Here is a 23,121-nt window from a genome sequence, read left to right on the forward strand (position 1 = left end):
GTCAGCGCTCCAGAACCTGCTTCACATCGACCAGATTGGAACGAACGCGCAGAATATAGAAGCCCATCGTGGTCAGATGCGACGGTGTAAACCATGCATCCGGGCTACCGTTGGAAACGATGAAAGGCTGCATGTCGAGCGCCGAGCGCATCTGCTTTTCCATCTCGTCCCACACGCCATCAAGGTGCTTTTCGGCCAGCACGCCGCGGAAATCGGAATGCGCCGAGCGGAGCAGGCCGTAATAGGCGTAAAGCTGGCCATAGGCGAACCAGAAACGGTCGTCCGCACGGGTGTCGAACCAGCCATTATGATAGTTTTCCGCCCGGTCCTTGAGAATTGCGGACGTCGAACCAAGGTCGCTGGCGATGCGATCGACAAACTGGATCAGATTGTCGGCGCGGGCATCAAAGGTCGCCTGACAGTTTTCAAGACGCGTGTTGAACGAACGCAGATCCTTGATCGCCGAGCGATAATAGCTGGGCGTCGGGGTCTTGGGGCCGAACGGACTCAGGCCGAAATACCAGGAATCCTCCGCAAACTGCAGATTGCCACGGGCCTTTTGCAGATCGCCATCAATCTGCGACGTGCCGCGCAGACGACCTATATTGTCCACCAGTTCAATCGCCGTGCGGCGCACAGCGGCATTGATGCCGCGCTGGAACGAAGCCTTATTGTCGAGGAACGGTGTGCGATCCCAGTCCAGACCGAAGAAACCGGTCTTGTAGAGCAGCATGGAAGAAATCCACGCATTCTGGTTCACGTTGAAATCGGTAAGGTCGGCGGCAACCTCGGCAATCGCCGAACGCGAGCACTTGCGGGCCGATGACGGTATCTGCGCCGCCTGAACCGGCTGGCTTGCCGCCGGTGTTTCAGCAGATGGCTGATTGCTGTTCTCGGTCGCGGGCGCGGTGGAAGGTGCTGGCTCCGGCGCGACGGCAGGCGTCGAGTTTACTTCCTCGCCGGGCGTGTTTGCGGTCTGATAGCTATACTTTGCCGGATAGTCCGGGTCGAAATTGGTCCAGACCTGAGTCTGCCAGATAAAATAAATATAGAGCGCGGCCAGACCGACCACGACGACGCCAATCACGGCTTTCCACAATATTCCGAACTTCAGATAAACCCGCCATAAAGCGGCCAGTGGAACGGCTATCAGCCGGGCCAAACCCGCAATCATGCGACCAAGGAAGGAGAAAACGGCCCGTACTGCATTCCACACTATCAATCATCCTTCCATTGGCCCGCAATTCCGGGGCTTCGAACCATTCTCGCTCGCACATCGGGCCGTCGTAAAAAACGCCGTTTCCCGAAAAGCAGCGAGCAAGAAACGCTGTTCCTCTTCAAATAGAGTGCGCTCGTCTTTTCGACAACCGCGATCGCTCATCCAACTGATTTTATCCGGCATTTTGGCGCGACAGGGTTGAAACCGGGGGGCCGATCCGTAACATGGCGCAACTTGGAGCCGTTCCGGTAAAAGTGCGGGATATTTTTTCGTTCTCATCACGACAAAAGAGACAGACGTCGCAATCGAGAATATTTTCGCCGCTGTGGTACTTGAACGGCGCAATCTTTGGTGTTTGCTAAAGCCGGAACCGGAAAAATAAGCAAACCGTCAAAACGGCCCGGAAATGGAGAGAACAATGAAACTGACCTATACGCTTGCCTTTGCTGCGCTTGCCACGGGAACGGCAATGCTCGCGGCACCTGCTGCCAGCTTCGCGGCCGAACCGGAAAGCTGCTCGACCGTGCGTTTTTCCGATGTCGGCTGGACCGACATCACCTCGACGACTGCGGTTGCGACCGAAATTCTCAAAGGCCTCGGCTACAAGACCGATATCAAGGTTCTATCCGTGCCGGTGACTTATGCATCGCTGAGCAAGAAGGACATCGACGTCTTCCTCGGCTACTGGAACCCTTCCATGAGCGCTGATCTGAAGCCTTATCTCGATGACAAGAGCGTTGAGACGCTGCGTACCAACCTCACCGGCGCGAAGTATACGCTTGCCGTGCCGAAATATGCCGCCGACGAAGGCCTGAAGGATTTCAAGGATATCGCCACCTTCAAGGACAAGCTCGGCGGCAAGATCTACGGCATCGAGCCGGGCAATGACGGCAATCGCCTGATCCTTGACATGATCAACAAGGACGCTTTCGGCCTGAAGTCGTTCGAACTGGCGGAATCCTCCGAACAGGGCATGCTTGCGCAGGTTGCGCGCGCCATCAAGAGCAAAGAGCCGGTTGTGTTCCTCGCATGGGAACCGCATCCGATGAACAAGCGCTTCGAGATCACTTATCTCACCGGCGGCGATGACTTCTTCGGTCCGAACCTCGGCGGCGCCAAGGTCGAAACCAATGTGCGCAAAGGCTACACGCAGGAATGCCCAAATGTCGGCAAGTTCCTGACCAATCTCGAATTCAACCTCGACCTCGAAAACGAGATCATGGGCAAGATTCTGGACGATGGCGCAGAGCCTTCGAAGGCTGCGACCGACTGGCTCAAGGCCAATCCCGCTGCGCTCGACAAGTGGCTCGCAGGCGTGACGACGGTTGACGGCAAGGATGGTCTGCCTGCCGTCAAATCGGCCCTCGGCCTTTGATGTGAAGCACTCGCAGGCCGCGGTTAAACCCGCGGCCTTTCCATCTGTAGATACTCAGGCACGCAGCAGGAGACTTCATCGTTGAACTGGCTGACGGACTATAAAATTCCGGTTGGACCGACTGCAAAGACGGTCGTTGACTGGCTGACGAACAATATGGGTGGCTTTTTCGACCTGCTGGCAGCGGTCATGCAAAGCATGATCGACGCCCTGCTTTTCGTCCTGAAACTGCCGCACCCGCTGCTGCTGATCGCCATATTCGCAGTGATTGCCTGGCTGATCCAGCGCCGCATTTCGGTGGTCGTGCTGACGATCCTGGGCTTTCTGTTCATTCTCAATCAGGGTTACTGGGACCGCACGCTGGAAACGCTGACGCTTGTGCTTTCGTCCTGTGTTCTCTGCATGGCCATCGGCGTTCCGCTCGGCATTGCCGCAGCGCATCGTCCGACGCTTTACGCGGCCATGCGACCGGTGCTCGATCTGATGCAGACGCTGCCCACCTTCGTCTATCTGATCCCGGCCATCGTCTTTTTCGGCATTGGCATGGTGCCCGGCCTGCTCGCCACAGCCATTTTCGTTCTGCCCGCGCCGGTGCGTCTGACACATCTCGGCGTTTCGTCCACGCCATCCTCCTTGATCGAAGCTGGCGAAGCCTTCGGCGCTTCCCGGTCCCAGCTTCTCTGGAAGATTGAGCTGCCCTATGCCATGCCGCAAATTCTGGCGGGCCTGACCCAGACAATCATGCTGTCGCTTTCGATGGTGGTTATCGCCGCTCTCGTGGGTGCCGATGGTCTTGGCGTTCCGGTCGTCCGCGCGCTGAACTCGGTCAACACCGCGCTCGGCTTCGAGGCTGGCCTTGTCATCGTCGTGGTCGCCATTGTGCTCGACCGCATCTTCCGCGCTGGGCGCGAGAAATAGGAGATCGCGGATGACCATTATCGCAATTGAAGATGTCTGCATCATTTTCGGCAAGAACACGGATAATGCGCTGGCGCTTGCTGATCGCGGTGCAACGCGATCCCAGATTCAGGCCGAAACCGGCCATGTGCTTGGCGTCCACGACTGCACGCTCAACATTGAAGAAGGCGAAATCCTTGTTCTGATGGGCCTGTCCGGTTCCGGCAAGTCCACGCTGCTGCGCGCCATCAACCGGCTCAACCCGATTTCGCGCGGCCGCGTCACGGTGCGGGATGGCGACCGGGGCATCGACGTCGGCAAGGCGGATCGCAACACGCTGCGCCATCTGCGCACCGAACTTGTTTCGATGGTCTTTCAGCAATTCGGCCTGCTGCCCTGGCGCACCGTCGAGGAGAATGTCGCCTTCGGGCTGGAAATCTCCGGTATGGGCAAAGAAGAGCGCATTTCCAAGGCCCGCCAGCAGCTCGAACTAGTCGGGCTTCAGGACTGGGCCAAGCGAAAGGTCGGTGAATTATCCGGCGGCATGCAGCAGCGCGTCGGTCTCGCCCGCGCCTTTGCCACCGGCGCGCCGATCCTGCTGATGGACGAACCCTTCTCGGCGCTTGATCCGCTGATCCGCACGCGGTTGCAGGACGAGCTTCTGGCCTTCCAGTCGCGCTTGAAAAAGACCATTGTCTTCGTCAGTCACGATCTTGATGAGGCCATGAAGATCGGCAATCGCATCGCCATTATGGAGGGTGGGCGCATCGTGCAATGCGGAACGCCGCAGGAAATCCTGCTGCAACCCGCCGACCAGTATGTCGCCGATTTCGTCGCTCACATGAATCCGCTTGGCGTGCTGCGCGCGGGCGATATCATGACGCCGTTCGACCGTAACGCCGCCCCTCGCCCCTTTGCGGCCACAGCGCGACGGGAAACGCTGGTGCGCGAGCTGATGAATGCCGTTGCCGACAGCAGCGGCGATGTCGGCATCGTCGAGAATGGCAACATCATCGGAAAGGTCGCGGCCGATGATATCGTCCGGGCGCTCGCCTGGCACCAACAACGCTGATGCGCCTACATCAATGAAAAATTCCCCATAAAGAGACGGCGGCAATGGCAACAAGAATAAGGACAGAAAACAAAAGTATTAATAAAATACGCATCTGATCACCGTATGAATTAAATTTTGCCAGTGTATCGTAAATGTCCTCGCACTCAAGTTGTAAACGAAACAAAAACGCCGCACGTTTTAATATGCGGCGTTTTTATTTTATACCAAGCTCTGAATTTCCAATAAATGGATTATCGAGCGGCTAGAGCGGTTCCGTTTAATACGGAATCGTGGAACCGCTCTAGCTATTTGTTTTTAAGCATTATCCTACGTATCGAAGCGGGATCAGAAATCAGTCCAGTGGATTGATTTCCCCGCGTAGGCGCTCCGCACTTTTGCTGGAAATGCTCTAAGCCTGTGCGGCCTGTCTGGCGGCGGCACGCGCCTCGACGCGGGCGCGAATGGCATCCACATCCGCACGCGGCGTCGCGGCAAACAGCTTCTTCGTGTAATCGTGCTGCGGATTGTTGAACACGTCGTCACGCGACCCGTATTCAACCACCTCACCAAAATACATCACCATCACCTCGTCAGCGATATAGCGCACCACCGAAAGGTCGTGGCTGATGAAGACATAGGTGAGACCGAACTCTTCCTGCAGGTCGGACAACAGGTTCAGCACCTGCGCCTGCACCGACAGATCGAGCGCAGAAACCGGCTCGTCGAGAATCAGCAGCTTCGGATTGAGCATCAGCGCGCGCGCAATGGCGATACGCTGGCGCTGGCCGCCCGAGAACATATGCGGATAGCGGTTGAAGTGCTCGCGACCGAGACCAACCTTCAACAACATCTGCATCGCCTTGGCGCGACGCTCTTCCGCCGACATATTCGTGTTCAGCAGCAGCGGTTCGGCCAGCACATCGCCGATCTTCTGGCGTGGATTGAGCGAACCGTAAGGGTTCTGGAACACGATCTGCACCTTCTGGCGCATTTCGGCGGTCAGCCCGTCACGAGCGATGTTCACATCCTTGCCGCCGATCATCAGATCGCCGGAAGTCTGCGGATCGATCATGGTGAGGATGCGCGCCAGTGTGGACTTGCCGCAACCCGATTCGCCAACGATTGCCAGCGTCTTGCCCTTTTCGAGCTTGAAGCTGACGCCCTTGACGGCATGAACCACCTTCGGCTTGCCGAACAGGCCGCCGCCGACATGGTAATCGCGCTTGATATCGCGCGCTTCGAGAACGATCTCGCTCATCGCGCTTCTCCTGCACTGGTCTCGTCAAAAGCGAAATCCGACACCGTCGGCAGACGGTCGCCTGTCGCATTTTCCGGCAGAGCCGACAGAAGCGCGCGCGTGTAAGGGCTTTTCGGTGCGGAAAACAGCGACAGCACGTCGGCGTCCTCCATCTTGTGACCTTTATACTGCACGATGACACGATCCGCCGTTTCGGCGACGACACCCATATCGTGGGTGATCATGATCAGGCCCATGCCATGCTCCACCTGAAGCCGCATCAGCAGATCGAGGATCTGCTTTTGGATCGTCACGTCGAGAGCCGTGGTCGGCTCATCAGCGATCAGTAGCTTCGGATTGCAGGCAATCGCGATAGCAATCATAACACGCTGGCACTGGCCGCCCGACATCTGATGCGGGAAGCTGCCGAGACGCTCAGAGGCATCGCGGATTCCAACCAGTTCGAGAAGCTCGATCGCGCGAGCACGGCTCGCCGAACCATTCATGCCCATATGCTGCCTGAGCGCTTCTTCAAGCTGATAACCGACCGTGAAGCACGGATTGAGGCTCGCAACCGGCTCCTGAAAGATCATCGAAATGTCGCGACCAATGATCTGGCGGCGCTCCGAACTGGAAAGCGTGCGCAAATCCTTGCGGTCGAACGACATCTTGTCCGCCGTCACGGTCGCGGTCTTGGGCAGAAGGCCCATCACTGCGAGCATGCCGACCGACTTGCCCGAACCGGACTCGCCGACAATGGCCAGAACTTCGCCCTTGTCGACCGTGATATCGATGCCATCGACCGCCTTGAAAGGACCAGTCGAAGTATCGAACGAAACCGTAAGGTTCTTGATTTCAAGCAAAGCCATCGATCAGCTCCTCTTGAGTTTCGGGTCAAGCGCATCGCGCAGACCGTCGCCGATCAGATTGATGGCGAGAACAGTGATCAGGATTGCCAGACCCGGGAAGGTCACAATCCACCAGGCGCTGGTGATGAACTCGCGCGCCGATGCGAGCATGGTGCCCCATTCCGGCGTTGGCGGCTGTGCGCCCATGCCAAGGAAGCCCAATGCCGCCACGTCGAGGATGGCGTTGGAAAACGACATCGTTGCCTGCACCACGAGGGGCGCGAGACAGTTCGGCAGGATGGTCTTGAACATCAGGCGCAGCCTGCTTGCTCCGGCAAGCTTGGCCGCGGTCACGTATTCGCGTTCCTTTTCCGCCATGACGGCGGCGCGGGTGAGACGAGAAAAATGCGGCAGCAAGACAAGCGTGATCGCAAGCACGGCATTGATGAGGCCAGGCCCGAGAATAGCCACCAGAACCAGCGCCAGCAGCAGCGACGGGAATGCCAGGATCACGTCCATGATGCGCATGAACACCGTATCGACGCCGCCACCGAAATAGCCGGTGATGAGGCCGATGGTGATGCCGAGGCACATCGAAATGATGACGATGACGAAACCGACCAGCAGCGAATATTGTGCGCCATAGATCAGGCGGGACAGAATATCACGGCCCACCTCATCCGTTCCAAGCAGGAACTGGGTCGAACCGCCTTCCTGCCAGAAAGGCGGCAGCTTGATGTAGTCGCGGAACTGATCGACAGGACTATGCGGTGCAATGACCGGCGCCAGAATGGCCACGAGAATGACCGCCATGAAGACGTAGAGGCCGATAACCGCGCCGCGATTGACGCTGAAATAGAACCAGAAATCCTTCAGCGCGCGCATCTTGCCGATGTCGTTTGCGGCTTCCGGCTGAATAGCTGAGTGTGTCATGATACCCTCACTTATGCCGGATACGCGGATTGATCAGGCCGTACAGCAGATCGACCACCAGATTGACCACCATGATAATGGCGGCAATCAGCAGCAGACCGCTCTGCACGACCGGATAGTCGCGGCGGAAAATGGAATCGAGCATCCATTTTCCGATGCCAGGCCAGGAGAAGATGGTCTCCGTCAGGATCGCACCGGCCATCAGCACACCGACCTGCAAGCCGATTGTCGTGATGACGGGGATCATGGCGTTGCGCAGCGCGTGAATGCCCACGACGCGGCGCGTCGGCAGACCCTTGGCGCGGGCGGTGCGCACATAGTCCTCACCCAGCACTTCCAGCATCGCCGAGCGCGTCTGGCGCGCAATGACCGCGAGCGGAATGGTCGCCAGCACGATGGTCGGCAGGATGAGATGCGAGACCGCCGAAAGGAACGCGCCCTTCTGGTCCGACATCAGGCTGTCGATCAGCATGAAACCCGTCACCGACGGGAAGAAATAGAGGAGCGAAATGCGGCCTGAAACCGGCGTCCACTGCAATATGCCCGAGAAGAAAATGATGAGCAAAAGCGCCCACCAGAAAATCGGCATCGAGTAACCAACCAGGGAAATGCCCATGAGGCCCTGATCGAACCAGGAACCGCGCTTGACGGCGGCGATGACGCCTGCCGGAATGCCAAGGCAGATCGCCACAATGATCGCGCAGATCGACAGCTCTACCGTAGCTGGAAACAGCGTGAAAAATTCAACGAGAACAGGCTTCTTGGTCACCAGAGACTGGCCAAAATCGCCGTGCAGCAGGTTCCAGACATAATCCAGATATTGCTGCCAGATGGGGCGGTCAAAGCCGAGCTGCGCCATCAGTTCTGCATGGCGTTCCGGGCTGACGCCGCGCTCGCCTGCCATCAGCAGAACGGGATCGCCGGGCAGGACCCGGACGAAAGCGAAAGCAACGATCGTGATGCCAATGAAGGTCGGCACCAGATAGATGAGTTTGTTTAATATAAAACGAAACATACAAAAACTCCGACCGGGTGCGGAGGAACCCTCCACACCCGGCCCCCGGTTTGACGAAACCGAAATTCGTATACCTCTTGGATGAGGCGTGAACGAATTTCGGTTTCAAACCAAACCGGCAACCAATTGAATCGAGTGTGGTTTGCGGATTTGAGGTTCCTGAACGCGCATGCCACGCAAAAAAGGAACCTCAAATCCACCACACTCGTGTTGTTAGACTTTACTCGGAGATATCAACATCTTCGAAGCGATAGTCACCAAGCGGGCTCTGCTTGAAGCCCGTAACCTTGGCCGACATCGGCACGAAGACCGTCGAGTGAGCGATGGTGTTCCAAGGAGCCTGCTCCTTGAAGATCACCTGCGCTTCTTCGTAAAGCTTGGTGCGTTCTTCCTGGCTGGTCGAAACCTTGGCCTTCTGGATCAGGTCTTCGAACGGCTTGTAGCACCACTGGGCGCGGTTGTTGTTGCCAACGCCAGCGCAGCCGAGAAGCGTGCCCATGAAGTTGTCCGGATCGCCATTGTCGCCGGTCCAGCCGAGGATGACGGAACCGTCGCGGTCCTTGTCGGACGACTTCTTGAGGTATTCGCCCCATTCCATCGAAACGATTTCGGCGCTGACGCCAACCTTGGCAAGATCGGACTGCATAAGTTCAGCGGTACGACGCGCGTTCGGCATGTACGGACGGCTGACAGGCATCGCCCACAGCTTCATCTTGAGATCCTTGACGCCAGCGGCTTCAAGAGCCTTCTTGGCAGCTTCCGGATCGTACTTGTCGTCTTCGACCTTGTCGTTATAGCCCCACATTGTCGGCGGGATCGGGTTCTTGGCAACCTGGCCCTGACCCTGGAACACGGCTTCGACGATGGCCTGCTTGTTGATAGCCTGGTTCAGCGCCTTGCGGACTTCCGGCTTATCGTAAGGCGCCTTCAGCGTGTTATACGCGAAATAAGCCACGTTCAGGCCAGCCTGTTCGTCAACCTTGAGGTTGGAATCGGCCTGAAGGCCCTTGATGTCAGCCGGAGCCGGATAGGACATCAGGTGGCATTCGCCAGCCTTCAACTTCTGCGCGCGCACAGCTGGATCGGTCGTGATTGCGAAGACGAGATCGTCGATCTTCGGCTTGCCACCCCAATAGTCGGGATTGGCCTTGAAGCGAACGACGGCGTCCTTCTGGTAGGCGACGAACTGGAACGGGCCAGTGCCGACCGGAATCTGATTGAGATCGTCCTTCTTGCCGTCGGCAGCCAGCTTGTCGGTGTATTCCTTCGAGATGATCGAAGCGAAAGGCATCGAGATATTGGCGAGGAACGGTGCTTCCGGACGGTTCAGCACGAACTTGACAGTGTAATCGTCAACCTTGACGATGTCCTTGATCAGCGCGCCCATTTCCATGCTGTCGAAATACTCGTAGGTGATCCCTGCGGTATACTGGTGCCATGGATTGTCCTTGTTGCGCATGCGATCGAACGAGAAGATCACATCGTCCGCATTGAACTCGCGGGTCGGCGTGAAATAGTCGTTCGAATGGAACTTCACGCCCTTGCGCAGATGGAAGGTGTATTCCAGACCGTCGCTGGAAACGTCCCAGCTTTCAGCGAGACCCGGCACAACCTTGGTCGTTCCGTTCTCGAATTCGGCAAGACGATTATAAACCGGATGCGCAGACGCATCGAACGTGTCACCGCCCGTATATGCCGCCGGATCGAAGCCTTCAGGCGATGCCGGAGAGCAATACACAAAAGTCTTTGCCGAAGCAGCACCGCTCATAAGAGCCACCAGCGCGGTTGCAGCCAGGAGTGTTTTGTACATTTTCATTTATTGTCCGCCTCCACGGAAAAGTGTGCCGCGCGCGCCCCATTGCCCGCAGCCTGGCCTATCGAAACGCTTGGTTCCCCACTTTGCAAGCGCAATTGTTAGAACCAGTTCACATTCTTATGCGTTTATCACCTATATTTTTAGATTTTAATTTCTTCAAATTGCCATATTGCGGAATATTGCGCTAAAGGCGGTCAAATCATAATATTATTTGCGCAAATTTTCGCATAACGTCACGCAGCGGTTGCACGGCATCTTTGGAATCGCTGAAATTGCGGGCAAATATCAGTGCGCAGGCCTGTTCCATTGTGCAGAAACCAGCTAATAGCGGATTATCTTACTCAAGTTTATGACAGCGCGATGAACCAGACCAAAGAGCCAATCGATTCTCCCATCAGGCCGACAACGCCGGAAGCCATTCAGCTGGCAAAGACGTTGATGCGCACGGCGCGCTATGGCGCGCTGGCCGTGCTGGATGCGAAAACAGGCCGCCCGCTGGCAAGCCGCGTTGCAGTCGCGACCGACACGGACGGCACGCCGCTCATTCTGGTTTCGGGGCTGGCCGCGCACACGCCGGGCCTCATCGCCAATCCCGCCTGCTCTCTGCTGCTGGGCGAACCCGGCAAGGGCGACCCGCTTGCCCATCCGCGTATTACGTTGCATTGCGACGCCGAAAGGGTCGAGCGGACAGCGGATGATTATCCACGCCTGCGCCGCCGCTATCTCAACCACAATCCAAAAGGCGCGCTTTATGTCGATCTTGGCGACTTCGCGTTCTTCCGCATGAATGTGCTTGGCGCCAGCCTGAATGGCGGCTTCGGCAAAGCCTTCATCCTCGCAACCGAGGACCTGATCTGTCCCGCAGCCACCGCCGAAAGTATAGCTCCCAACGAACAGGACATTCTTGATAGTGTCAAAGAAAACGGAGAAGATGCCATCGCTGCCCGCATCAGCCAGATGACCGGCACAGCGACTAGGCCGTTGAAGGTGGTGGGGATAGACCCCGATGGTCTCGACATCGCAGCTGGCAATGAGATCGTTCGACTCCCCTTCTCGCGGAGCTGCGCCAGCGCAGCCGAAGTGCGCGCAGAACTGCTAAAAATGACCGCCTCGCCCGCCTGAAACGGATTCATGCTCTTTTTGGGACAAATTTGCGCGATTTAAACATGGGCGAATTTAAGCAAGGTCTTTTCAAACCAAATACCAACCATTAAATTTGACTTGCGTGTTCCAAAAAGGGGCCGTCATTTGAACCTACCAGCGGTCTTACGGGGGTATGACAGCAGATGAATAAAGAACATACTTTTTGTGATTTAACAGAAAATGCAGAACAGGCAGCAGATTTTCTTTCAGCACTCGCAAACAACAAGCGACTATTGATTTTATGCAAGCTGCTACACAATGAAATGTCTGTTGGCGCGCTCGCCAAAGCCATTGACCTCAGTCAGTCGGCCTTGTCGCAGCATCTGGCCAAATTGCGCGCTCTCGACCTTGTTTCGACCCGACGCGATGCCCAGACCATTTACTACATGGTTTCGTCACCGCATATCGAGTTGATGTTGTCGACGCTCTCAAGTCTCTATATGAGTCCGGCACCGCGCCGGCAGGAACAGCCGGTATTAGCCATCGCCTAAAGCATGAGGTTACAGCCGTGCAATGAAACAAGAAGATCATTTGCACGGCTGTCTCCAAAGAATAGACGATCCGGCTGACGAACGTCTTTTCCCCTATCGCGACATTCGCGAAAAAGACCTCGTCGGACGCCAGAAGCGTTTCATCGCCGAAGGCAAGGTCGTCATCAATGTGCTGTTCTCTTCCACCGCGCGCTTTGAGACAGAATCGTTGCTCGTGCTGGAAAATCGTCTCGACGGACTGACGGAACAGCTGAAACAGATTCCTGCGGGCACCCCGGTCTATTGCGTGCCGCAGACCGTCATGGATGCCGTCGCGGGCTTTCACGTTCACCGCGGCATTCTCGCCGTCGGTCGCCGCAAGCCGCAGCCGGAATTGGCTGACTTGCTTGCCACGCTTCCGCAACGGTCACTGGTCACGGTGCTGTGCGGCATATCCAATCATGACAATGTCGGCTCCATTTTCCGTAACGCTGCCGCCTTCGAGGCCAATTGTGTGGTGATGGACGAAACCTGCTGCGACCCGCTTTATCGCAAGGCCATTCGCGTTTCAGTCGGCGCAACGCTGAAAGTACCCTATTTTCATGGCGGGCGTATCGATGAGATTCTTGGTGCGCTCCAAGATGCCGATTTCAACGTGCTGGCGCTGAGCCCGTCATCGGAAACCAGCATCTATCAGGCAACCGGACATGATCGTCAGGCACTGCTGCTTGGCACCGAAGGCGAAGGACTGCCGCAACGGCTTCTGGCGCGTCTGCAGACGGCCCGCATTCCCATGTCGAAGGAATTCGACAGCCTGAATGTCGCCACAGCTTCCGGCATCGCCCTGTCGCGCTTCAGCCGGTTTCAATAATTCGCGCGCAAAGAAAGAGGCGGGTGCTTTCACACCCGCCTTGATGTTTTTCAATCGCTTCTGAAACGGATCAGGCTGCCGAAGCGTTTGCCGTTCCGGCCACCAGACGACGCAGCATTTCTTCCGCCTGCGGTTCGCGTTCGGACCGGCCAATGAAGCCGCCGCCGAAGACGCGCGCCGTATTGCTCTCGTCGGAATAAAGCACACAGGCCTGTCCCGGAGCAATACCGCTTTCGCCATCGACCAGTTCAACCCAGGTCTTCCCATCCCCATGACGCAGAACGGCAGGGCGCGGCGGACGCGTGGAGCGAACCTTGGCGAAAACTTCCATTCCACCTTCCGGCAGATCACTGATCGGGCCATCACCCAGCCAGTTGATATCACGCAGGAACACCTTGTGCGTTTCCAGCGCCTCACGCGGACCAACGATGACGCGCGCATTGGCGGCATCGAGATGCACAACATAAAGCGCCTCGCCGGTGGCCACGCCGATGCCGCGGCGCTGGCCGACCGTGTAATGCACAATGCCGTCGTGACGGCCAAGCGTGCGACCGTCGATATGGACGATATCGCCCGGATTGGCGGCTTCAGGCTTCAACCTGGAGATAATGTCGGAATATTTGCCCTGCGGCACGAAGCAGATATCCTGGCTATCCTGCTTCTTGGCAACCGTCAGGCCCATTTCCTCGGCGATTTCACGCACCTGCGCCTTTGGCAGATGGCCGAGCGGGAAACGCAGATAGTCGATCTGCTCCTGCGTGGTCGCAAAAAGGAAATAGCTCTGGTCGCGGTCGGTATCGACGGGACGATAGAGCGAGCGATGCGCACCATTTGCACGGCTGCGAATATAATGCCCGGTCGCCAGAGCGTCGGCGCCAAGATCGCGCGCGGTCTGGAGAAGATCAGCAAACTTGACCGTCTGGTTACACGAGACACATGGGATCGGCGTCTCGCCGCTGACATAGGAATTCGCAAACGGATCGATCACGGCTTCGCGGAAGCGCGCTTCGTAATCGAGGACGTAATGGGGAATGCCGAGGCTTTCCGAAACGCGGCGGGCGTCTTCGATATCCTGTCCTGCACAACAGGAGCCGGCGCGATGAACCGCTGCGCCATGATCATAAAGCTGCAGCGTCACGCCAACGACGTCATAACCTTCACGTTTGAGAATCCCGGCCACAACAGATGAATCGACGCCGCCCGACATGGCGACGACAACGCGCGTGTCTTCCGGCTTTCCCGGCAGATCGAGGCTGTTCAGGCTCATGATTGATTCCAGCTTCCGGGCATGCGCCCTGCTTCTCAAAATTCAGATTTCTAAGGCCTATATAGGCGAAACTGCGGCAATTTGCCAAGGTGTCGCAGAATAAACATTGGTCGAATTGCGACCCAGCCCCCACACTTCCCCGTGAAATTCGCAGAAAAATGGCCGAATTGCTTCGGTCGGCTCATTTTTCGTCAAAATTTTTTCAAGTGTTACCAGAGTGTTACCGGCGGTTTAGGTAATTTTTAAAGCTGTGGCGCTAGTCTCACACTCGATTAGGTCCTTGAGTGTTGTGTAGAGAGTACAATGACCGATCTGGTAAGACCGCGTATAAAGTATGTAATTGGTCCCGATGGCAGCCCGCTGACCATTGCGGACCTTCCCCCCGCCAATACAAGGCGCTGGGTCATCCGCCGCAAGGCCGAAGTTGTCGCTGCTGTTCGCGGCGGGCTTCTGAGCCTTGAGGAGGCATGCCAGCGTTATACATTGACGGTGGAGGAGTTCCTTGGCTGGCAATCCTCAATCGACGAGCATGGTCTCGCCGGTCTCAGGACGACCAGAATTCAGCAATATCGGCACTGATGGATCGGGCCGGGCTTGAACCCTTGTGTTCAATCATCCGCGCCGATCCAGCCTATGGATCTGATAAATTGAAAACCGGCCCACTGGGCCGGTTTTTGTTTGCGCAATTCATTCCTATCACTACAGTTGCAAATTCGTCAGGCCGCGGCGAAAAGAGTGATTTTCGAGTACCGGAGCGGAGCGTACTTCAAGGTACGTGAGCACCGGAACGCAGAAAATTGCTCTTTGCAGTCCGGCATCACGAAGAATGCAACTGTAGTGCTATGTTGAAGACTGTATGCGTTCACACTGGAGGATGGCATGAGCGGAAATATCGACATTCGCAAGGAAGACAGTTCCGATGGCGGACGCTATGTGGCGTCGCTGGATGGCAGCGAAGCCGAAATGACCTACACCAGGCTGGGGCCGTCCCTCATTTCCGTCGATCACACGCGCGTGCCCGAAGCGATGCGTGGCAAAGGTGCCGCACAGGCGCTGGCCAAGAACGCCATTCTTGATGCGCGCCGCAATGGCTGGAAAATCATTCCGCGTTGCAGCTTCATGCATGCGCAGGCGACCCGTCACCCTGACTGGTCGGATGTGATTACCAACGGCTGATACGAATCGCCAAACAACAGAAACACCGGCCAGACGCATTTGAAGCATTTCCAGCAAAAGTGCGTAGCGCCTACGCGGGGAAATCAGTCCACTGGACTGATTTCTGGTCCCGCTTCGATGCGCAGGATAATGCGTAAAAACAAATAGATAGTGAGGCTCCACGATTCCGTCTTAATCGTAGCCGCTCTGGCCCGGTGTTTCCGATTCATAACGGATCAGGGATCGATCAGGCTTTGGGCAATTCCTGAATGCGGCTTGCGAGACTTTTGGAAACGGCTTTGCCGTTCTTCACGCTCTTACCGCCCGCCGCTGTTTCTGCCGCTTGCAGAATGCCATGAATGGGCGAATCGGGACCTTCCTTTTCAGCGGTTGCAGCGACCATGCGCGCAGCAAGCTCCGCCATTTCTTCGCGAAGAGCTGCATTCTGGCGCATGATCTCCGCCTGATCCGTATCGGTCAGCGCATGGGCCACGGCACCAGCACGCGAAAAACGTTCCAGCTTTTCCTGTGCATCCGATAGTTCGGAAATCAGCTTTTCCAGCTTCTGCTGCAAATCGCCATTCCGGCGTTTCTCGCTCTTCAATTCCGTCTGCGCCGAAGTGAGCTGCGTTGAAAGCTCGTTATAGCGGGCAGTTGCTTCCTTACGGTCACGGCGCATTTCTGTCATCTCGCTCGACAAGCGGCCACGTTCGGCCTCGTTAGCGCTTATCTCGATACGCAGCGTATCCGCAAGCCCCTCCAGCGCAGTGTAATGGCTTTGCATTCGTTCTAGCTCGGCTTGCAGGATTTCAGACTTTTCCGATGCCGCCTGCCGGGACGCCCTGGCGTCCGACAGCATCTGATCCTGTTCAGCCAGTTTCTTTTCAATGGCGGACTGGCCTTCCTCAAGCAAGGGAATGCGCTTCAGCTCTTCATATTGGCGGCCAAGCACGACGGCCTGTTCGGCAGCCTTCTGGCGTTCCCGCTTCAACTGCTGCTCCAGCTTGCTGATGGCCACGGCAAATTCGGCGCGCAAACCGTCCTTGTCTGCACGAATTTCCGCAAGCGTAATCGGCAACTCGGCCTGAACCTGCCGTCGCGCCAGAAAGAAAGCGCGCCGCCAGACCGATGGCCCGAGCAGGATCAGGACGAAAACCGTCACAAGAACGCCAAGCAGGAAGAAAAGTGCCGACTGGATCAAGGTTTCACACGAAGTTGAGCTTTTTGCAGCCAAACAGAACCATCAAGCGATGGTAGCGCATAGGGCTGGAATGCGCAAAAGGCTTTCTAGCACCGAAACATTCCGGGTGCAGAACAGCCTTCGCGCAACCAGCAATTCACAACGACTTAGAACGGATTCCAGGTCGGGGCAGCTGAAACCTTCAGATAGCCGATATTCACGCCGAGCCTTGCGCCGACGCCAGTGCGGATCGGTACGAGCACGATGTTTTCGCGCTTCAGCACGTTGAACCCGACGCCTGCGACCACGTAGGCCGAACCGGCAACGCCCGCATAGCGACCGTAGAGGTTCTGGATATCGTCCAGATTATAGACGAGCATCATGACGCGCGAGCCCTGACCGCCGAAATCCCAGCCAAGGGAAGGCCCCTGCCAGTAGGTCTTATGGTCACCGGCATTCTTCGTATAAAGCGTGCCTTCGCCATAGGTCAGGCCGCCGATGAAAGCGCCGGAACCTTCTTCGCCAAGAACATAGCCGTTCGGCAGGCCGAAGCTCTGGAACGCTTTTTCGACAGCGCTGGCAAGTCCGCCTGAAGCCGAACCGAAAAACCGATGACCGGAATCGACGATTTCCTCGGCGGTGTAGGTGTTCTGCGCCCGTGCCTGATGCGGCAGAGCGAGGATGGAGACAATCAGTGCCGCAAGAAACGCAATAGAATACGCCGCATTGCGGAAACTGGTTTGCGACAGGGATGGTATGGCCATTTTTAATTCCTTCTGGCTACCGCTTCTCTGTCTGACGCCCTGTTAAAAGCATGACGCTGCCTCTTCCGGGCTTTCGCGTCGAATCGCGCATATTGTACGCGCTAATATGTTGTCCAAATCTTTATGAAACGAAATTGGCGTTTGAAAGGCGAAAAGCCGACGCGGAAAACATTAGCGCACGACAGGCGATCCGGCTTTCGAAAAAGACAGCTTTGTTGCGGCTTTCCAGCATGGCGTGTATCCAGTTAAACCGACATTCAGGGCGATTCGCCCGCCATCATGCCGCGCGGGAAACGACAAGTTTACGTGCGGTTTCGTTAACCGATCAGGACGCGACCGTCCGGCCGAAGCGCCGCGGAGCCGGGTCCATCCGCGTTCCGGAGAAAGCGCCATGCCACTACCCGTTACCCTTTCCGCACTCGACCTCGGTGCGCTTCTGTGCAGCCGGATCTGTCATGACATAATCTCGCCGGTTGGCGCGATCAACAATGGTCTTGAACTGCTGGAAGAAGGCGGCGCAGACGAAGATGCGATGGCGCTGATCAAGTCGAGCGCGCGCAACGCTTCGGCCCGCCTCCAGTTCGCCCGCATTGCCTTTGGCGCCGCCGGTTCGGCAGGCGTGCAGATCGACACGGGTGACGCGCAGACTGTCGCCACCGAATATTTCAAGAATGAAAAGCCGGAGCTGACCTGGGAAGGCACCCGCGTGCTTCTGCCGAAGAACAAGGTGAAGCTGCTGCTCAACATGCTTCTGATCGCCAATGGCGCGATCCCGCGTGGCGGCTCGCTGGCCGTACGCCTGGAAGGCGGTGATACAGAGCCGCGCTTTGTCATCACGGTCAAGGGCCGCATGCTGCGTGTTCCGCCGAAGTTCCTGGAGCTGCATTCCGGCGCCACCCCGGAAGAGCCGATCGACGCGCATTCCGTCCAGCCTTATTACACCCTGCTGCTCGCTGAAGAAGCCGGCATGACGATTTCCATTCACGCAACGGCAGAAGATATCGTATTCTCCGCCGAGTGAGCGGTTTAGGCGCGCGGGTCCGCCCGCGCTCCTGCTGACAAGACAGCAGGCAAATATCGTGTCGCGGTGAGGTGTTTCGGCAGCTTCGTTGCCGCTCTGGGGGAAAGTTGATGGGAGACGAAGCAATGGCCGGTTATTGCCTGCTGGTTGACGATTCATCCGTCATCCGCAAGGTCGCACGCCGTATCCTGTCCGATTCCATCGCAGAATTTGCCGAAGTCTCCACCGGGCATGAGGCGCTCGACAGTTGCGCATCGCGCATGCCGGATATCATTCTTCTCGATTTCGATCTGCCGGATATGACGGCCCTTGAAGTCATTCCCGACCTGCGCGCCCTGCCCGACGGCCAGCATCCGCGCATTATCGTTTGCCTCTATGAGCTCGACGTCACGCGCATCATGCGCGCCAAGCGTTCCGGCGCCGATGGCTATATATTGAAGCCCTTCGACCGCGCTTATCTCACCGAGCAATTCGCTCTTCTGATGAGCGCCGAGCCGCAAAAACGCCCTCGCCCGACTGTTGGCGAAACGCCGCGATAAGGCAGCCTGATACAATAGCACCAAAAGCAAAAAGCTCCGCCGAAGCGGAGCTTTTTTGTTCGTTGACCGTAAGGCCGGGGCCGATCAGGCGCTTTCGCGCAGTTCGGCATCCGGCTCGCGCAGCACATAGCCGCGGCCCCAGACGGTCTCGATGTAGCTCTGGCTACCGGAAACCGCATCAAGCTTCTTGCGCAGCTTGCAGATGAAGACGTCGATGATCTTCAGTTCCGGCTCGTCCATACCGCCATAAAGGTGGTTGAGGAACATTTCCTTGGTGAGCGTCGTACCCTTGCGCAAGCTCAAAAGCTCGAGCATCTGGTATTCCTTGCCCGTCAGGTGAACGCGCTGGCCGGAAACTTCCACCGTCTTGGCGTCCAGATTGACGATCAGGTCGCCCGTGGTGATGACCGACTGTGCGTGGCCCTTCGAGCGGCGAACAATCGCATGAATACGCGCGATCAGCTCATCCTTATGGAAAGGCTTAGTCATGTAATCGTCGGCGCCAAAGCCAAGGCCGCGAACCTTGTCCTCAATGCCGGCCATGCCGGAGAGGATCAGGATCGGCGTTTTCACCTTGGAAAGGCGCAATGTACGAAGAACTTCGTAACCAGACATATCCGGCAGATTCAAATCCAGCAGGATGATGTCGTAGTCATAAAGCTTGCCGAGATCGATGCCTTCCTCGCCCAGATCGGTCGTGTAGACATTGAAACTCTCGGACTTGAGCATCAGCTCAATGCTCTGTGCGATAGCACTGTCGTCTTCAATCAAAAGGACGCGCATCTCTTATCCCCTTTCCGCAGCCGACCAGATGTCCCTCAAGGCGGCACACGGAACCGTCGTTGCCTCTGTATGAAGGTGCCAGCAAATGGTTAACAAAATATGATTCTGGTTGGCAAGCATATTTATGCCCTGTTTAGAAAATTCTTATAGCGATTTGAATCGTAAAGAGATTCACGTCTCCCCGACTCTAAAGCATCGCTTTAAGAATCTTCGCTAAGCGATTCATTCGACTCTAGCTTTCACCTGTTGCTCAAAAAGCACATTAGGTTTACCGAGCCTTAAGTCCTAACGCGTATGATTAACCTCGCCGGTAAAGGAATGGTTACCAAACGAGCAAAATCTTAACTTTTTGTTTCGTTGTAAACGGTGATTTCTGACAACGGCCGCGACGCTTTCCCCCTGTAGGGGCTGGATTCGCGGGGGATTCGCGGTGTGAACGGACGTTTTTTGTTTATTCACACCTGTTAATAAAGCCCAATCAGATCGACTTGAAATGAAGTCGATACGATTGTGCTTCAAGTCCGGGGGGAACGCCCCAACACATGGAAGCTGGTTGGTGTTCAAGGAGTATTGCGTATGAAGCCACGTGAAAGCCTGGTGAGGCTTAAACTGTTCCAGGTGAAGGAAAAGCGCCGTCAACTGGGCCAGCTTGACCTGATGATCGGCGAGTTCGAGCGAATGGCGGGGGAACTCGACGCTCAGATCCTGTCGGAAGAAAAGAAGGCTGGCATCACCGATATCAATCATTTTGCCTATCCGACCTTCGCCAAGGCTGCACGCCAGCGGCGTGACAACCTGTTCGGTTCGATCGGCGATCTGATGTCGCAGAAGGAAGCAGCCGAGGCAGAACTGGCCGTGGCCGAGATCGAACTCTCCAAGGCGGAAGCGTTGGAAGAGCGCGACGGCGGCAAGGCGCCACGCGAAGTCGTCGAGCGCCCGGCCAATCAGCGTCGCGCTATGATCGGCTGATCCACGGCAAAACGATTGTTCTTTTTCAGGCGTCGCCCTTCTTGCGAGGGGCGGCGTCTTTTCGTCTATGCATAGCCTGCCCACCGAACGGCAATCCGTTACCAACAAACGCCGTCGCAGTCATGGAAACTTGGTTTGCATCCCGCCTCACCCGCATGTAGGGAAGAAGCGCAATGCAAAAATCCGCCCCCTCAGGGCTTCAACCAGCCCCAGACAAATTCAATTTCAGGAAAATCCCGAAGCTGCTCCAGTGGGGCCTGCTTCTGTTGGTGTCGGCTGTCCTGATTTTTGCAGGCGAAGTTCTGCATCTTCCGGCAGCCCTGCTGCTGGGCGCAATGGTCGGCGGCATCCTGATGGCGGCTGGCGAAAGTACCGTGCGCGTCCACAGCCAGCTTTCGACACTTGCGCAGGCGGTGGTCGGTCTGCTGATTGCCCGCGCCATCACGCCCGAGTTCTTCTCCAATATGGGCAGGCACCTGCCGATTATCCTGGTCTCGATGCTCTTCGTGCTGTTTGCCAGCACACTGATCGGCTATTTGCTGGCGCGGTTCCGCGTCCTGCCGGGAACCACCGCCGTGTGGGGTTCGTCACCGGGTGCTGCCACCGCCATGACGCTGATGGCGGAATCCTTCGGCGCGGATGCGCGCCTCGTCGCCTTCATGCAGTATCTCCGCGTCGTGCTGGTTGCGACCACAGCATCGCTCGTCGTGCGCCTTGGCGCGGGCGTGGAGATGGCGGCCCCTGCCGCGGTAGACTGGTTCCCACCACTCAACCCGTCCAGCCTCGGCGCAACGCTGCTTCTCGTCCTTGGCGGTGCCTTTCTGGGGCATATCTCGCGCATACCAACGGGCGCCATGCTGGTGCCGCTGGTGTTGGGCGCGATCCTGCAAGATACCGGCATCATGACCATCGATCTGCCGCCATGGCTGCTGGCGATCAGCTATACGCTGATTGGCTGGCGCATCGGGCTTGGCTTCTCACGCGCAATCATCGCCCATGCGGCGCGGGCTTTTCCCGCCGTTCTGGCTTCGACCCTGATCCTGATCGCCGTCTGCGGTCTGTTCGGTATGGCGCTTGGCCACTTGCTCGATCTTGATCCCCTCACCGCTTACCTCGCGACAAGCCCCGGTGGCGCAGACACGGTTGCCATTATCGCGGCATCCACCAATGTCGACCTGCCCTTCATCATCGCCATGCAGACAAGCCGGTTCTTCGTGGTGCTTTTCGCCGGACCGGCGATTGCCCGCTTCGTCGCCAAACGCGTCGAAAAACGGCTGGAAAAAACTGGCAAATAAAAAAACCCGGCTTTCGCCGGGTTTTTTCTTCAACGAACTGATCAGATCAGGCCTTCTTACCGTGAAAACCACGGATGGCGCCGATGATCTTGTCCTGATCGGCTTCCGACAGATAGGGATGCATCGGCAGGCTCAGAATGCGCGATGGCAGAGCTTCAGAAACCGGCAGGCCGCCCGGCGCAACCGGATAATGCTTATAGGCCGTCTGCTGATGCAGCGGCTTCACATAATAGATCACCGACGGAACGCCCTCAGCCTGAAGATGCGCCTTCAACCCGTCGCGGTTCTCACTTTCGATGGAATATTGCGCCCAGGCAGAACGGTTGCCAGCGGGAAGAGCCGGAACCTTCACCACATCCTTCAGCGCTTCGTTGTAACGCTTGGCGATACGGTCGCGTGCTTCCATCTCGTCTTCGAGGATCGCAAGCTTTTCCAGCAGAACTGCAGCCTGGATCGTGTCGAGACGCGAATTGATACCGATGCGCACATTGTCGTACTGGGTTTCGCCCTTGCCGTGGAACAGCACCGAACGCAGCGTATCCGCAAGCCCGGCATCGTTGGTGAACATCGCGCCACCGTCGCCATAGCAACCGAGCGGCTTGGCCGGGTAGAAGCTGGTCGCACCTACATGGCCAAATGCGCCGCACATGACATTGTCGCGCTTTCCGCCGATGGACTGCGCAGCGTCTTCGATGATGAACAGGCCTTCGCGCTCGGCAATCGCGGTGATGCGGTTATAGTCGGCAGCAAGGCCAAACAGATCGACCGGAATGATTGCCTTCGGCTCCAGACGGCCTTCCTTGCGGATAGCGGCAATGGCAGCTTCAAGCTGTTCGACATTCATGTTGTAGCTGTTGGCATCGACATCAACGAAAACAGGCTCTGCTCCGACCAGCGCCACAACTTCCGCAGTCGCAGCAAAGGTGAAGGACGGAACGAAAACGGCATGGCCGGGACCGATGCCGCGCGCCATCAGAGGCATCTGCAAGGCGTCAGTGCCATTGGCGCAGGCGATCACATGTTCAACGCCCAGATATTCACCGAGCTTCTGCTCGAACTCGGCCACTTCAGGCCCGAGAATATAGCGGCCTTCCGCAACAACCTTGGAAATGGCGGCATTGAGACGGTCTTCGATACGCGCGCGCTGCGCCCCAAGATCAATAAACTGCATGTTGGCTCCATAGAGTTGGCCTCGCACGAACCAACGTGCGAATCCTTGGCACCTATTTATTCGCTTGCGCGCCGTCCTGCCATGGCCGGGGCGTTCAAA

General features: G+C 57.0%; 23 protein-coding genes. 12 read left to right on the forward strand and 11 right to left on the reverse strand.

The features are described from left to right. Position 1: 1 nt before the first annotated feature. On the reverse strand, positions 2–1,222 hold the full coding sequence (locus FIC94_RS05855) for a DUF2333 family protein (protein WP_109369528.1): 1,221 nt from the start codon (positions 1,220–1,222) through the stop codon (positions 2–4). A gap of 403 nt (positions 1,223–1,625) precedes the next feature. Here FIC94_RS05855 and FIC94_RS05860 point away from each other — a divergent pair, with 403 nt between their 5' ends. The 3 genes from FIC94_RS05860 to choV all read left to right on the forward strand — a co-directional run bounded on the left by FIC94_RS05860 (position 1,626) and on the right by choV (position 4,563). Beyond that, positions 1,626–2,594 (forward strand): choline ABC transporter substrate-binding protein, encoded by a 969-nt coding sequence (locus FIC94_RS05860; RefSeq protein ID WP_109369529.1) that lies wholly within the window; start codon positions 1,626–1,628, stop codon positions 2,592–2,594. Between the two features lie 81 nt (positions 2,595–2,675). Further along, complete coding sequence (gene choW, locus FIC94_RS05865) at positions 2,676–3,512, forward strand: choline ABC transporter permease subunit (RefSeq protein WP_109369530.1); 837 nt, start codon at positions 2,676–2,678, stop codon at positions 3,510–3,512. 10 nt (positions 3,513–3,522) lie between these two features. Beyond that, entirely contained in the window at positions 3,523–4,563 is a 1,041-nt protein-coding gene (choV, locus tag FIC94_RS05870) for a choline ABC transporter ATP-binding protein (protein WP_140024242.1), read from the forward strand. A gap of 391 nt (positions 4,564–4,954) precedes the next feature. Here choV and FIC94_RS05875 read toward each other — a convergent pair whose 3' ends face one another. The 5 genes from FIC94_RS05875 to FIC94_RS05895 form a co-directional block, all read right to left on the reverse strand. Further along, the gene (locus tag FIC94_RS05875; protein WP_124915830.1) at positions 4,955–5,803 is read right to left on the reverse strand and encodes a dipeptide ABC transporter ATP-binding protein; all 849 of its coding nucleotides are present in this window, start codon (positions 5,801–5,803) and stop codon (positions 4,955–4,957) included. Then, positions 5,800–6,651, reverse strand: coding sequence for an ABC transporter ATP-binding protein (locus tag FIC94_RS05880; protein WP_140024243.1), 852 nt, complete (start codon positions 6,649–6,651; stop codon positions 5,800–5,802). Before FIC94_RS05880 ends, FIC94_RS05875 begins: the two co-directional genes overlap by 4 nt. A gap of 3 nt (positions 6,652–6,654) precedes the next feature. Continuing rightward, complete coding sequence (locus FIC94_RS05885; protein WP_104756074.1) at positions 6,655–7,563, reverse strand: ABC transporter permease subunit; 909 nt, start codon at positions 7,561–7,563, stop codon at positions 6,655–6,657. A 7-nt stretch (positions 7,564–7,570) separates the two neighbouring features. Then, entirely contained in the window at positions 7,571–8,578 is a 1,008-nt protein-coding gene (locus FIC94_RS05890; RefSeq protein ID WP_109369534.1) for an ABC transporter permease subunit, read from the reverse strand. 220 nt (positions 8,579–8,798) lie between these two features. Next, complete coding sequence (locus FIC94_RS05895; RefSeq protein WP_140024244.1) at positions 8,799–10,394, reverse strand: ABC transporter substrate-binding protein; 1,596 nt, start codon at positions 10,392–10,394, stop codon at positions 8,799–8,801. Positions 10,395–10,754: 360 nt separating this feature from the next. On the opposite strand from FIC94_RS05895, the gene FIC94_RS05900 reads away from it, so the two are divergent. The 3 genes from FIC94_RS05900 to FIC94_RS05910 all read left to right on the forward strand — a co-directional run bounded on the left by FIC94_RS05900 (position 10,755) and on the right by FIC94_RS05910 (position 12,878). Then, positions 10,755–11,516, forward strand: a complete 762-nt coding sequence (locus tag FIC94_RS05900) for a HugZ family pyridoxamine 5'-phosphate oxidase (protein ID WP_109369536.1) — start codon at positions 10,755–10,757, stop codon at positions 11,514–11,516. A 164-nt stretch (positions 11,517–11,680) separates the two neighbouring features. Further along, positions 11,681–12,028 carry an ArsR/SmtB family transcription factor gene (locus FIC94_RS05905; protein ID WP_140024245.1) on the forward strand — a complete coding sequence of 116 codons (348 nt, stop codon included), beginning with the start codon at positions 11,681–11,683 and terminating at the stop codon, positions 12,026–12,028. A gap of 22 nt (positions 12,029–12,050) precedes the next feature. Next, positions 12,051–12,878, forward strand: coding sequence for a TrmH family RNA methyltransferase (locus tag FIC94_RS05910; RefSeq protein ID WP_140024246.1), 828 nt, complete (start codon positions 12,051–12,053; stop codon positions 12,876–12,878). Positions 12,879–12,948: 70 nt separating this feature from the next. Here the strand turns inward: FIC94_RS05910 and mnmA are convergent, their stop codons facing one another. Continuing rightward, a complete protein-coding gene (gene mnmA, locus FIC94_RS05915; RefSeq protein ID WP_180917913.1) occupies positions 12,949–14,145 on the reverse strand; it encodes a tRNA 2-thiouridine(34) synthase MnmA in 1,197 nt (398 codons plus the stop codon). Positions 14,146–14,448: 303 nt separating this feature from the next. Here mnmA and sciP point away from each other — a divergent pair, with 303 nt between their 5' ends. Both sciP and FIC94_RS05925 read left to right on the forward strand, forming a co-directional pair. Beyond that, a complete protein-coding gene (gene sciP, locus FIC94_RS05920) occupies positions 14,449–14,724 on the forward strand; it encodes a CtrA inhibitor SciP (RefSeq protein ID WP_010659559.1) in 276 nt (91 codons plus the stop codon). Between the two features lie 300 nt (positions 14,725–15,024). Beyond that, complete coding sequence (locus FIC94_RS05925) at positions 15,025–15,321, forward strand: GNAT family N-acetyltransferase (RefSeq protein ID WP_109369539.1); 297 nt, start codon at positions 15,025–15,027, stop codon at positions 15,319–15,321. A 226-nt stretch (positions 15,322–15,547) separates the two neighbouring features. On the opposite strand, the gene FIC94_RS05930 is transcribed toward FIC94_RS05925, so the two are convergent. Further along, positions 15,548–16,477 (reverse strand): coiled-coil domain-containing protein, encoded by a 930-nt coding sequence (locus tag FIC94_RS05930; protein ID WP_180917921.1) that lies wholly within the window; start codon positions 16,475–16,477, stop codon positions 15,548–15,550. Between the two features lie 170 nt (positions 16,478–16,647). Further along, complete coding sequence (locus FIC94_RS05935; RefSeq protein WP_121536558.1) at positions 16,648–17,244, reverse strand: DUF1134 domain-containing protein; 597 nt, start codon at positions 17,242–17,244, stop codon at positions 16,648–16,650. Positions 17,245–17,635: 391 nt separating this feature from the next. Between FIC94_RS05935 and chpT the strand changes: the two genes are divergently transcribed. Both chpT and FIC94_RS05945 read left to right on the forward strand, forming a co-directional pair. Further along, the gene (gene chpT, locus FIC94_RS05940) at positions 17,636–18,265 is read left to right on the forward strand and encodes a histidine phosphotransferase ChpT (RefSeq protein ID WP_109369542.1); all 630 of its coding nucleotides are present in this window, start codon (positions 17,636–17,638) and stop codon (positions 18,263–18,265) included. A 110-nt stretch (positions 18,266–18,375) separates the two neighbouring features. Continuing rightward, positions 18,376–18,804, forward strand: a complete 429-nt coding sequence (locus FIC94_RS05945) for a response regulator (protein WP_140024248.1) — start codon at positions 18,376–18,378, stop codon at positions 18,802–18,804. Between the two features lie 84 nt (positions 18,805–18,888). Here FIC94_RS05945 and ctrA read toward each other — a convergent pair whose 3' ends face one another. Next, positions 18,889–19,587, reverse strand: coding sequence for a response regulator transcription factor CtrA (ctrA, locus tag FIC94_RS05950; protein WP_078338799.1), 699 nt, complete (start codon positions 19,585–19,587; stop codon positions 18,889–18,891). A gap of 576 nt (positions 19,588–20,163) precedes the next feature. On the opposite strand from ctrA, the gene FIC94_RS05955 reads away from it, so the two are divergent. Next, on the forward strand, positions 20,164–20,556 hold the full coding sequence (locus tag FIC94_RS05955) for a flagellar export protein FliJ (RefSeq protein WP_078338800.1): 393 nt from the start codon (positions 20,164–20,166) through the stop codon (positions 20,554–20,556). A gap of 173 nt (positions 20,557–20,729) precedes the next feature. After that, on the forward strand, positions 20,730–21,851 hold the full coding sequence (locus FIC94_RS05960) for an AbrB family transcriptional regulator (protein ID WP_140024249.1): 1,122 nt from the start codon (positions 20,730–20,732) through the stop codon (positions 21,849–21,851). Positions 21,852–21,897: 46 nt separating this feature from the next. Here FIC94_RS05960 and FIC94_RS05965 read toward each other — a convergent pair whose 3' ends face one another. Continuing rightward, positions 21,898–23,022, reverse strand: a complete 1,125-nt coding sequence (locus FIC94_RS05965) for a DegT/DnrJ/EryC1/StrS family aminotransferase (protein WP_140024250.1) — start codon at positions 23,020–23,022, stop codon at positions 21,898–21,900. Positions 23,023–23,121: the final 99 nt, after the last annotated feature.

This window comes from Ochrobactrum teleogrylli, from assembly GCF_006376685.1.
GTDB classification, from domain to species: Bacteria; Pseudomonadota; Alphaproteobacteria; order Rhizobiales; family Rhizobiaceae; genus Brucella; species Brucella teleogrylli.